This window comes from Ornithinibacillus californiensis, assembly GCF_001038485.1.
In the GTDB taxonomy this organism is placed as follows: Bacteria; Bacillota; Bacilli; order Bacillales; family Amphibacillaceae; genus Ornithinibacillus; species Ornithinibacillus californiensis.
Genome location: NZ_LDUE01000030.1, coordinates 44924 through 57230 on the forward strand (window position 1 = coordinate 44924; position 12307 = coordinate 57230).

Genomic DNA, 12307 nt, shown 5'->3' on the forward strand with positions numbered 1-12307 from the left:
AGTAGGAATATATTGTAATAGAAAATTTGGTACATGCTTTTATTACCTAACTACCAAATTTCCCAAGTCTAAATCATAAGAAAAGGGGTGTTGGTAAGATGTCAGAGTTTATGGCAGAACTAATTGGTACGATGATTTTGATCATTTTTGGTGGCGGAGTTGTTGGTGGGGTTGTCCTTAAGAACTCCAAGGCAGAAGGGGCAGGTTGGATTGTTATTACTGTAGGATGGGGTCTCGCGGTAGCAATGGCGGTTTATGCAGTTGGAAGTGTTTCGGGGGCTCATATTAATCCTGCGGTAACATTAGGTTTTGCTGCAGTGGGAGAATTTGAATGGGCAAAAGTTCCTATATACCTAACAGCACAAATGATAGGAGCTATTATTGGTGGAGCAGTTGTTTACCTTGCTTACTTAGCACATTGGAGAAAAACAGATGACCCAGCTACAAAGCTTGCTGTATTCTCTACGGCGCCAGCAGAGCGTAGTATGTTTGCAAACTTTCTGACCGAGACTATTGGTACGTTTGTATTACTGATGGGCTTAATGTTTATTGGTGCAAATCAGTTTACAGAAGGGTTAAATCCATTAATTGTCGGTCTACTAATTGTAGCGATTGGGGTATCTCTAGGTGGTCCAACAGGTTATGCTATTAATCCTGCCCGTGATTTAGGACCAAGAATTGCGCATGCTCTTCTTCCGATTGCTGGTAAAGGTGGATCTGATTGGGGTTACTCTTGGATTCCGGTAGTTGGACCAATCTTTGGTGGAATCTACGGTGCAGTATTCTATCAGGCGATATTTTTAGGGAACGTTTCCGCTTTATTCTGGATTATGAGTGTGCTTGTATTAGTAGCAATTGGTGGCGCTGTTAATGAAGACTTTAAAAAGCAAGGTGCACAAGTAGGCTAGCAGACAAAGAGGTTGTATAATAGTTAGTAAAATGAGAGGGGTGTCATGATGGACGGGAAATTTATTTTGGCATTAGACCAAGGGACAACAAGTTCGAGAGCGATTCTATTTAACCATAGTGGAGAAATTGTAGAAACGGCACAAAGAGAGTTTGAACAACATTTTCCAAAGCCAGGCTGGGTGGAACATGATGCAAATGAAATTTGGACTTCAATCTTAGCATGTATGGCAGAAGTACTTCGTAAAGCTGATGCGGATCCTAGTCAAGTAGCTGGTATAGGTATTACAAACCAACGGGAGACAACCGTCGTATGGGATAAAAATACGGGTAAACCTGTTTACAAAGCAATTGTATGGCAATCACGTCAAACAGCAGGTATTTGTAATGAATTAAATGAAAAGGGTTACAATGATCTGTTCCGTGATAAAACAGGACTACTTATCGATGCATATTTCTCAGGTACAAAGGTAAAGTGGATTTTAGATAATGTAGAAGGTGCACGTGAAAAGGCGGAGAACGGTGATTTACTATTTGGAACGATTGATACATGGTTAGTTTATAAGCTTTCGGGTGGAAAAGCACATGTAACGGACTACTCCAATGCTTCCAGAACACTAATGTTCAATATCTATGATTTAAAGTGGGATGAGGAATTATTAGATATTTTAACTGTTCCGAAGTCCATGCTTCCTGAAGTGCGCCAATCTTCGGAGGTATATGCACATACGGTTGATTACCATTTCTTTGGACATGAGGTACCAATTGCAGGGATTGCTGGTGACCAACAAGCTGCACTTTTCGGGCAAGCTTGCTTTGAAACAGGTATGGCCAAGAACACATATGGAACAGGTTGCTTCATGTTAATGAATACAGGGGAAGAGGGAGTAAAGTCAGAGCACGGACTTCTTACAACACTTGCATGGGGTGTAGATGGAAAGGTTGAATATGCTCTGGAGGGTAGTATATTTGTAGCTGGGTCTGCAATTCAATGGTTGCGGGATGGATTACGACTAATCGCTAGTGCCCCAGAAAGTGAAGGCTATGCTGCGAAAGTAGATTCAACGGATGGCGTGTATTTAGTACCTGCGTTTGTTGGACTAGGAACACCATATTGGGATAGTGATGCAAGAGGTGCAGTATTTGGTCTTACTCGTGGAACCTCAAAGGAACACTTTATCCGTGCAACACTAGAGTCTCTTGCTTATCAAACAAGAGATGTGCTAGATGCAATGATTGCCGATTCTGGCATTGACTTAAAAACATTACGTGTTGATGGTGGAGCGGTTAAGAATGATTTATTAATGCAGTTCCAAAGTGATATTCTTGGAGTTCCAGTAGATCGCCCAGTTGTTCAAGAAACTACAGCTCTCGGTGCAGCATATCTAGCTGGGCTTGCCGTTGGCTACTGGAAAGATAAAGAAGAAATTGCTCAGCAATGGCAAATCGATAAAACATTTGAAAATACGATGGATAGTGAAGAAAAGGATAAGCTATATGCAGGCTGGCAAAAGGCTGTAGAAGCTACTAGAGTATTTAAATAACTGAATAACATACTACTGACAAGGCCCTAACGAATAACACCGATAGGGCCTATCTTAATAGGTAAGGGGGAAAGTTAAGATGAAAAAAATAATCAACGATCCGAATCAGGTTGTCCAAGATATGGTGGATGGATTAGTAGCAGCATTTCCAGAAACCTTAAAGCAAGTACCAGATACATTTGTTGTAGCAAGAGCGGATTCAGCTGTAACTGGAAAAGTTGCATTAGTAAGTGGTGGTGGAAGTGGACATGAACCGGCACATGCAGGTTATATCGGAAAAGGAATGCTAGATGCAGCTGTGTGTGGTGAAGTGTTTACATCCCCAACTCCTGACCAAGTTTTTGAAGCAATTAAAGCAGTGGATAGTGGTGAAGGGGTATTTTTAGTAATTAAAAATTACACCGGAGACGTCTTGAATTTTGAGATGGCTGCAGAGCTTGCAGAAGCGGAAGGAATTAAAGTAGCTAATGTCATTGTAAATGATGATGTTGCAGTGGAAGACAGCTCGTTTACTACGGGACGTCGAGGAATAGCTGGAACTGTGTTTGTGCATAAGATAGCCGGTGCGAAAGCTGAAGTTGGAGGGACTTTGGATGAAGTAAAAGGAGTTGCAGAAAAAGTGGTAGCTAATGTACGTTCCATGGGGATGGCATTAACACCATGCACCGTACCTGCTGCTGGCGAACCAAGCTTTACACTTGCAGAGAATGAAATGGAAATCGGTATGGGTATCCATGGAGAACCAGGAATTAATCGCGGATCGATAGCAAGTGCTGACGAGATTGCAGACACGTTAATGGGGAAAATTCTGGAGGATTATGACTTTTCAGGAGAGGTTGCTGTCTTAGTGAATGGACTCGGTTCTACTCCTGAAATGGAACTGTATATCTTAAATAAAAAAGTCCAGGATATATTGGCAGACAGAGGAATTAAGGTGTATAAAACATTTGTTGGGGAATATATGACTTCATTGGAAATGGCTGGCTGTTCAGTTTCGTTACTAAAGTTGGATGATGAACTAAAAGAATTATTAAATGCAGAGTCACTAGCACCAGCATTTCGAATGTAAGAAAGGAGAGGTTCCATGGAATTACACGCAAGAGACATGGTCAACTGGTTTGAATTAGCTAATGAAAAAATCAAGCAAAACAAGTCTTATCTCACTTCACTCGATCAACCAATCGGTGATGGAGACCATGGAATAAACATGGCAAGAGGCTATCAAGAGGCAGTAAATAGGCTACTAGCAAAGGAATATAGTGAGCCTTCTGAAGTACTTAAGGATGCATCGATGGCTTTGCTCTCAAAAGTTGGTGGTGCATCTGGACCCTTATATGGAACTGCCTTCTTAAAAATGGCAATGGCTGTAAAGGGGAAAGATTATCTTGATTTGGAGTCACTTTCGGTTGGGGTGAAGGCTGCCCTTGATGGATTGAAGCAGCGGGGGAAATCAGAGACAGGTGAAAAGACAATGATTGATGTTTGGAGTCCGGTTGCTACCTACTTTTCTAATCCTTCATCATTTCATTCGAATGGATTGGTTGAAACGGCTAGGACTGCAATGGAAAAGACGAAGGATACCATGGCAACTAAGGGACGTGCATCTTATTTTAAAGAAAAATCAATTGGCCATATAGACCCGGGCTCTGCTTCCTCTTGTTATATTTTTGAGGCACTAGCAGAAGTAATAGGGGAGAAGGAATAACATGAAATATGTAGGAATAGTACTAATTTCCCACAGCTCAAAACTTGTAAGTGGATTATTAGAGATTATTCGTCAAGTAATTCATGATGTCCCTATTGAAGTTGCAGGAGGTACGGATGAGGGGGAAATCGGAACCAGTGTCGAGAAAATCGTTACTGCGATTGATCGAGCGAACGTTGGTAATGGAGTTCTCGTATTCTATGACCTCGGCAGTGCGATGATGAATGCAGAAGTTGCGTTAGAGATGATTGATTCTAATACAGTCAAAATTATCAATGCCCCTCTAGTAGAAGGCGCCTACGTTGCTGCCGTTGAATCCAACATGGGAAAATCGCTACAAGACGTTTATGATGCAGTGATGAAGGAATTTTAATGAGAATAAACATATAATACTGAAGAGTATTACCGATAAAACACATTTATACTAGCTCCGGAAATATACGTAGACTCCTTGAAAAAGAAGAGCACTTTTTCTGCGTGCGATGTAACGCTGCCGAAGCGTTCCTTGTCCTGCGGGAGGAAAGGCATAGGTGAGACCCGAGAATGCACCTGCGTCTGCAAGTAACGCTACGCAGCATGCTTCCTCGGTGCAAGGCAGCAATGAAGTAGATTCAAGTAGTTTCCTGGCTCACCAGCCGCCCGCGGAAAGCGAAGTATATTTCCGGAGCGGGTTTAGTGTACCAATCAACGGTTATGTTACTATTAATTCTTAGTATGGAACGTATTCACCTAATGCTTCATCATAGTAATACCATAAACCATCATATTCCTCGTAGTAAGACCAAGTTTGTAACTCATTATCATAGAAATACCACTGGTCTTCTACTTCATCATAATAACTCCATTCACCAGTTTCCTCGTCATAGTACATGTTTTCATCATCAGAAGGAGCGTAATCGTCCGCGTAAATATCTTCTTCAGTATCAAGTGAAGGGTCAACATACTCATCTCCACCAGATCCACCTAAACTACCATCCTCTGACCAATCTTCTTCATAGGAATCATCATACTCGTCATACCACTCATCGTAATAGGAATCTTCTTCCTCCATATACTCCCAGATAGCATCTCCGAATTCAGACCAGAAGTCCTCATAATCATATTCCCAGTAATTATAGTAGTCTTCGTCCTCGGAATATTCTCCACCGTCAAAATAGCCTTTTTCCCATGAATCACTGTAATAATTATCCCCGTAGTACAGGGCGAAGATGTCTTCTTCTGACATCGGCTCATTAATCCAGGATTCAATCAAGGAATGGATCGTATATAATGGAATACTAAATCCGATAGAAGCGTCTTCAAGGGATTCAGCAGAATTAATGGCAATAATTTTTTCTGATGTCTTGGATATTAAGGGGCCACCACTACTTCCTGGGGAAATAGGTGCAGAGATTTGGTACAAGTTCTCATAAACATATGGATCAATGACAAAACTGCGGTTCTTCCCAGTTATATATCCCATTGTTGCAGTATTCTCTAATCCTAGTGGACTACCAAGCGCAATTATTTCTTCGCCTATTTTCGTAGTATCATTAACTTCTAGTTCGAAAGGTTTTACTCCAACAAGGTCTGGGACATGAATGACAGCTACATCAGTTTCATTAGAATATCCAATTACCGTTCCAGGATATTCAATTCCATTGATTGTTTTAATATATACCTCCGTTTCACCTTCCACGACATGGGCATTGGTAACAACGGCGCCACTACTGTTATATAAGAACCCAGAACCTTGACTGTACGCTGTGAAAACGGTATAAACTGTCTCTTGAGCGGCAGCGATGATGTCTGTTAGTTCTCTTTTTTGCTCATCTTGTAGTTGTTTTTTCTCTGTAACAGGTGTAGTTGATTCAGTGACTTCAGGTTTTAAATCTGGTTCTTGCTGTTCAATTACAGGTTCTTCCTCGAAAGCAAGTGTATCGGAAATATTAGAATAAAAGCTAGTAACGACAAAAATACTTACTCCAATGGTACCAATTAGTAAGAGTGATAGAATAATAATCGTAAAGGGACTTAACTTTTGCTTGTGAACTTGTTTTGCCCCACAATGCGGACAAAAATTTGAGTTTGGCCGTCTCTCTTTACCGCAAGATTGACAGTACATAGTGAACTCCTCTTTTCATTGTTGTAGATACTAATATTATAGCACGATATATTTTGTCTTAAGCTTAGATTTATAAATTTTATAGTTAAATAGAATTAGAAACCTCTTGTTAATAGTATTCTTCTACTTAGCAATAATCCTAATACTCCGAAAACCTGTAGACAGGATGAAAATTATTTCGTATTATGAAATAAATTAATTTAAGTTTTAGAGCTTACTTGGGGGAGCTTATTCAGAGATGCATAATAGAATAATAGTTTCTTACTAAAATACGAGGGGTGTCATACATGTTTGCATTTGATCCACAATCTAATCCATATCCTATTTCACGCCAAGCAACGTATGCTAGAAATGGAATGGTAGCTACTTCACAGCCATTAGCTGCTCAAGCGGGATTGGATATATTAAAAAAAGGCGGTAATGCCATTGACGCTGCCATCGCAACAGCTGCTTGTTTAACCGTAGTAGAGCCCACATCGAATGGTATTGGTGGGGATGCCTATGCGCTAGTATGGGTGAAAGGAAAGTTACACGGTTTAAATGGTAGTGGTCCAGCACCAAAGAGTATCTCTATTGAAGCAGTAAAAGAAGCGGGATATGATAAAATTCCAAAATTTGGTTGGATACCGGTTACAGTACCTGGTGTTCCAGCAGCCTGGGCAGCGTTATCGGAAAAGTTTGGTAAACTACCTTTTAAAGAGGTACTGGAACCTGCTATTCGTTATGCGGAAGAAGGTTTTCCGTTATCACCAGTGCTAAGCAAGTATTGGAATAGAGCATATCAAATTTTCAAAGAGAATTTAAAAAAGGACATGTTTAAGCATTGGTTTGAAACATTTATACCAAATGGTAAAGTGCCTAAAGCTGGTGATATTTGGAAGTCACCGGGTCACGCAAAGACACTAAGAGAAATTGGCGAAACAAATGCTGATTCATTCTACCGAGGGGAACTAGCAGAGAAGATTGACCAATTCTCTAAAGATAACGGTGGCTTTTTAACAAAGGAAGATTTAGCATCGTATCGTGCAGAGTGGGTTCAACCTATTGGGGTTAATTACAGGGGATATGATGTATGGGAAATTCCTCCAAATGGTCAAGGGTTAGTTGCGCTGCAAGCATTGAATATTTTAAATGGATTTGAATTTGAAGCAAGAGATACCGTAGACACGCTTCATAAACAAATTGAAGCGATTAAACTAGCATTTGCAGATGGTTTTAAATATATCACCGATGAAATACATATGAAGTATTCATCAGAGGAACTATTAAGTGAAAGTTATGCAGCAAGAAGAAGAAATCTAATAACGGACACTGCACTATTACCTGAAGCTGGAGATCCATCATCTAGCGGTACCGTCTATCTTTCAACGGCGGATCATGAAGGGAATATGGTTTCATTTATTCAAAGTAATTATATGGGATTTGGTTCTGGTTTAGTCGTACCAGGAACGGGAATAGCATTACAAAATAGGGGGCATGATTTTTCTATGGACCCTAATCACAGCAATGCATTAGTCGGTGGCAAGAAGACAATAAATACGATAATCCCAGGATTTTTAACAAAAGATAATGAAGCTATCGGACCATTTGGGGTGATGGGTGGATATATGCAGCCACAAGGCCATGTTCAAGTTGTGATGAATACTATTGATTTTGGCATGAATCCACAGACAGCTTTAGATGCGCCTCGCTGGCAGTGGATGAAAGAGAAGTCAGTCCATGTGGAGCACCGTTTTGCCCATCATTTAATACAAGGTCTAGCTGAGAAAGGGCATCAGATGCAATTAGCTGTGGAACCAAATAGCTTTGGTCGAGGTCAAATTATATGGAGAGACCCTGAAACAGGTGTATTAATAGGAGGTACCGAATCACGTACAGATGGTGCAATTGCATCATGGTGATTGAATTACTAGTTGAGAGGTAAGTTTACTATATGAAAAATCAATGGAATTTATTTATTGCGTTTTTTCGAGTCGGAATATTTGGATATGGGGGTGGACCATCGTCCATTCCTCTGGTCCATAAAGAAGTTGTTGATAAATATAAATGGATGACGGATGAGGAGTTCGGTGATTTAGTAGCGTTAGGGAATACACTACCTGGTCCAATCGCAACAAAATTAGCAGGCTATATTGGATACCGAGTCGCAGGAATAATTGGACTAATAAATGCGGTACTTGCTACGGTATTGCCTACAATTATATTAATGATTGTATTATTAACTTCTTTATCCTCTATCAAGGAATTTGATTGGGTGAAAGGGATGACAGCAGCCGTAATCCCAGTAGTCGGTGTTATGCTCCTCGTGTTAACAATCCAATTTTTTCAAAAAGCAGTCAAAGGAATGGGCTGGCTAACAACTGTTATTATGTCTATCGTCATTTTTGGTTTATTATCATTATTGAATGTTCACCCCGGAATTATTATTGGTGTTTTACTATTAATTGCATTGTTGAAACGTGATAAGGTGAAAGAAGGGAGTTCCTCATGAAGTATTGGGAAATATTTTTAGCGTTTTTTATTCCTGGAATACTTGGCTATGGAGGAGGTCCTGCTTCGATTCCATTAGTAGAGAATGAAGTTGTTAAACGGTATGAGTGGATGACTGTTCAAGAGTTTAGTGAAGTGTTAGCACTCGCTAACTCGCTACCAGGTCCGATTGCAACGAAAATGGCTGGGTTTATTGGATATAGCGAAGGTGGCATATTAGGTGCATTTATCGGTGTGTTTGCAACGGTTGCACCTTCACTTATTTTGATGGTATTCTTGTTGGGAATTCTCTATAAATATAAAGATTCACCAAAAGTAAAGAGACTGACGATGTTTGTTCGCCCAGTTATCGCCATATTATTAGGATTAATGGCCTATCGATTTTTCTTTGAGTCTTATACCAATATCGGTATCATCCAAACGCTTATCCTTTCAGTAAGCAGCTATTTCTTAATCGAACGATTCAAAGTTCACCCAGCATTCGTCATCGCAGGAGCATTCGTTTATGGAGGTTTCTTTTTATAATAATAGGCTGATAAAAAAATGTGTTGTCTATCCAGGTCCGCAGCCAGTATACACTTCGCTTTCACTTCCAGTACAGGGGCGACATCTGCTCGAAAAGACCTCGCAGTGTCTACCTTGCCGCGGGCGGCTGGTGAGCCAGGCTACTACTTGGATAAGCATCTTTGCAGCCTTGCACCGAGGAAGCACACCTCGAAGCGATACTAGCAGACGCAGGTGCATCACGGGGTCTCACCTAGGCCTATCCTCCCGCTGGAGTCTTCGTGTATACTGGCTGCTCCGAGTATATATTTTATGTGAATTTCTTTATATAATTAACTAGCCTAAAATTTAATTTTACAGGGACAGTGAATAATACAACTATGAAAACTACAATCGTCTATAAATCAGTAGAAAATTGCAATGTAAAAGGTGATTTTCATCCAACAAATAAACCCAACTCACCAGTGATCGTATATATACATGGTGGTGGACTAATTTGGGGTTCACGAACGGATATACCAGAAAAACAAATCGAATATTTTAATCAAGCAGGCTTTAATGTTTTTACCATTGACTATCGTTTAGCACCAGAAACAAAGGTAAATGAAATAAAAAAAGATATTGAAGATGCTTTGAAATGGTTGGAAGAACAAGGAAACGAGCAATTTAATATTGATAAAAGTAAAATTGCCGTAATGGGAAGCTCGGCAGGAGGGTATCTTGCACTCCTAACAGGACTGTTACCAAGGAAACCAAGAGCAATTGTTTCGTTATACGGATATGGGGATATCACTGGCGACTGGTATTTAAAACCAAGTGCTTATTTCCTTCAAAAGCCAAAAGTACCAAAGGATTTAGCATATAAATTATTATCATCTCAACCTCTATCAGAAGGTCCGATCGAGAGGAGATATGCCATTTATCTATACTGTCGACAGCAAGGAGCTTGGTTACAGGAAGCAACAGGATTGAATCCATATATGCAAAAGAACGAAATCCAGTCCTTGTGTCCGTTCTATCAAGCAGGAACTGACTATCCACCTACATTATTATTGCATGGGGATAGTGATACGGATGTACCATATGAAGAATCAGTAAAAATGAACGAAAAGCTTAAAGAAAACAGTGTGGAAAGTGAACTTATCACCATTAAAGGTGGAGATCATGTTTTTGATGAGCATTGGGAGGATCCAATTGTTCAAAAAGCATTTGAAGATATTGTTGCCTTTTTAAAAGACAAATTAGCATAAAATTCGTCATATTAGATAGAGTATCTTAATGATACTCTATCTTTTTCTTGTTCAATAATTACATCTATTTCTTTATTTTTTGTTCAAATGAACTAAAGACTTTGTTCCTAGGTTAGTTTTATAATGTAACCTGTGCTTCTGAAAGCCCTTTTCTGAAGAAAAAAGTTTCCAGAAGATACCCTAGTTACATACAGTTAATCGATCGTCTATTTACGTAGTTTCGTTATATAAAAGGAGGAAATTATAATGTTCGATATCATTATTAAGAATGGTAACGTCGTATTACGCGATGGAGTCAAAAAAGTTGATATTGGTATTAAGAATGAAAAAATTACTTGCATTGCAGAACAAATAACCGATGAAGCAAATGAAGTAATTGATGCCTCAGGTCAATATGTGATGCCAGGTATGATCGATACACATGTTCACATTAGTGAACCTGGTCGTACAGAATGGGAAGGTTTTGAAACAGGATCGAAGGCACTTGCAGCAGGTGGAACAACTAGCTATGTAGAAATGCCATTAAACGCTCTTCCAGCAACTGTTAACAAAGAAGCTCTAGATCTTAAACTGGATGCAGCGAAAACACAAAACTATGTCGACTATGCTTTCTATGGAGGACTAGTCCCTGATAATTTGGATAAACTTGAAGAATTGTCGGATGCAGGTGTTTTGGCATTTAAAGCATTCTTATCCAATGCTGGTAGTGATATCCCAGGTGATTTCACTAATGTGGATGATTATACGCTCTATAAAGGAATGCAAAAACTGGCAGAATTAGATCAAATTCTATGTCTACATGCTGAAAATGCAGACATTACAAGTAAGCTGGAAGCGGAATTCATTCGTGAAGGAAAAACATCTGCAATGGATTATCCAGATGCACGTCCTGTTATTGCTGAAGTGGAAGCTGTACAAAAGGCACTCTTATTAGCAAAAGAAACCGGTTGTAAATTACACATCGTACACATAAGCACATCGGAAGCTGTACAAGCTATCCTAAAAGCACGTGCGGAAGGTGTTGACGTAACCGTTGAATCTTGTCCTCACTATTTCTCGATGAGTGCGGAAGATGTGGAGGAAATTGGTGCATATGCGAAATGTCAACCACCACTAAGAAAGAAACCTGTACAAGAAAAGCTTTGGGAAGAATTGTTAAACGGGAATATTGACTGGTTAACCTCTGACCACTCTCCATGTACAGAAGATTTAAAACTACAAGCAGACAATCTATTTGAAGCTTGGGGTGGAATTAGTGGAGCACAAAATAATGTTGATTTGATGTTTGATTTAGCTGTTAAGCAGCGTGGATTATCTGTTAATCGATTCGCTGAATTAATTGCTACAACACCAGCAGATCGTTTTAACATGCCAAATAAAGGTGAGATTTCTGTATCTAAAGATGCGGATATCATCCTAGTAGATCCTAACCAATCTTATACCGTTAAACGTGAAGATCTTTACTATAAAAATAAACATAGTGCCTATGAAGGTAGAAAAATTGATTGTCGTGTAACGAAAACAATTGTACGTGGACATGTCGTATTTGACGTAGAACAAGGTATAGTTGGACAACCAATTGGTAAACTAATTACTAAATAAGTAATAGGAAACATAGAGCGGAAAGTCCTGTTTCGAAAGGATGAAAAGGGCTTTCCGACTCAAAAGGAATACCTTTGCGCTAAATATGTCTATTTTAGCTAAACGTTGTCGAAAACATTTGTATAAAACTAACAATGACATGCTATCTGGAAGCGCTTATAATGTGATAGGAATGATTGATATGCCTATCATATCAATAGTT

11 protein-coding genes are annotated in these 12307 nt (G+C 39.6%); 10 read left to right on the forward strand and 1 reads right to left on the reverse strand.

Annotated elements, in window-relative coordinates:
- Positions 1 to 98 precede the first annotated feature (98 nt).
- The 5 genes from TE34_RS07570 to dhaM all read left to right on the forward strand — a co-directional run bounded on the left by TE34_RS07570 (position 99) and on the right by dhaM (position 4528).
- Positions 99 to 908 carry an MIP/aquaporin family protein gene (locus TE34_RS07570; RefSeq protein ID WP_047984213.1) on the forward strand — a complete coding sequence of 270 codons (810 nt, stop codon included), beginning with the start codon at positions 99 to 101 and terminating at the stop codon, positions 906 to 908.
- A gap of 48 nt (positions 909 to 956) precedes the next feature.
- Positions 957 to 2450: a glycerol kinase GlpK gene (gene glpK, locus TE34_RS07575; protein ID WP_047984214.1), complete on the forward strand. Its 1494-nt coding sequence runs from the start codon at positions 957 to 959 to the stop codon at positions 2448 to 2450.
- Between the two features lie 79 nt (positions 2451 to 2529).
- Positions 2530 to 3519 carry a dihydroxyacetone kinase subunit DhaK gene (dhaK, locus tag TE34_RS07580; RefSeq protein ID WP_047984215.1) on the forward strand — a complete coding sequence of 330 codons (990 nt, stop codon included), beginning with the start codon at positions 2530 to 2532 and terminating at the stop codon, positions 3517 to 3519.
- A 15-nt stretch (positions 3520 to 3534) separates the two neighbouring features.
- Positions 3535 to 4155 carry a dihydroxyacetone kinase subunit DhaL gene (dhaL, locus tag TE34_RS07585; RefSeq protein ID WP_047984216.1) on the forward strand — a complete coding sequence of 207 codons (621 nt, stop codon included), beginning with the start codon at positions 3535 to 3537 and terminating at the stop codon, positions 4153 to 4155.
- A gap of 1 nt (position 4156) precedes the next feature.
- Positions 4157 to 4528 (forward strand): dihydroxyacetone kinase phosphoryl donor subunit DhaM, encoded by a 372-nt coding sequence (gene dhaM, locus TE34_RS07590; RefSeq protein WP_047984217.1) that lies wholly within the window; start codon positions 4157 to 4159, stop codon positions 4526 to 4528.
- Positions 4529 to 4864: 336 nt separating this feature from the next.
- On the opposite strand, the gene TE34_RS07600 is transcribed toward dhaM, so the two are convergent.
- Positions 4865 to 6259, reverse strand: coding sequence for a trypsin-like peptidase domain-containing protein (locus TE34_RS07600; RefSeq protein WP_047984219.1), 1395 nt, complete (start codon positions 6257 to 6259; stop codon positions 4865 to 4867).
- A 287-nt stretch (positions 6260 to 6546) separates the two neighbouring features.
- Between TE34_RS07600 and ggt the strand changes: the two genes are divergently transcribed.
- The 5 genes from ggt to allB all read left to right on the forward strand — a co-directional run bounded on the left by ggt (position 6547) and on the right by allB (position 12105).
- Positions 6547 to 8160, forward strand: a complete 1614-nt coding sequence (gene ggt / locus TE34_RS07605) for a gamma-glutamyltransferase (protein WP_047984220.1) — start codon at positions 6547 to 6549, stop codon at positions 8158 to 8160.
- 32 nt (positions 8161 to 8192) lie between these two features.
- Entirely contained in the window at positions 8193 to 8750 is a 558-nt protein-coding gene (locus TE34_RS07610) for a chromate transporter (protein ID WP_047984221.1), read from the forward strand.
- Positions 8747 to 9274, forward strand: coding sequence for a chromate transporter (locus TE34_RS07615; RefSeq protein WP_047984222.1), 528 nt, complete (start codon positions 8747 to 8749; stop codon positions 9272 to 9274). Before TE34_RS07610 ends, TE34_RS07615 begins: the two co-directional genes overlap by 4 nt.
- Before the next feature lie 359 nt (positions 9275 to 9633).
- The gene (locus TE34_RS07620) at positions 9634 to 10503 is read left to right on the forward strand and encodes an alpha/beta hydrolase (RefSeq protein WP_047984223.1); all 870 of its coding nucleotides are present in this window, start codon (positions 9634 to 9636) and stop codon (positions 10501 to 10503) included.
- Positions 10504 to 10746: 243 nt separating this feature from the next.
- A complete protein-coding gene (gene allB, locus TE34_RS07625; protein WP_047984224.1) occupies positions 10747 to 12105 on the forward strand; it encodes an allantoinase AllB in 1359 nt (452 codons plus the stop codon).
- Positions 12106 to 12307: the final 202 nt, after the last annotated feature.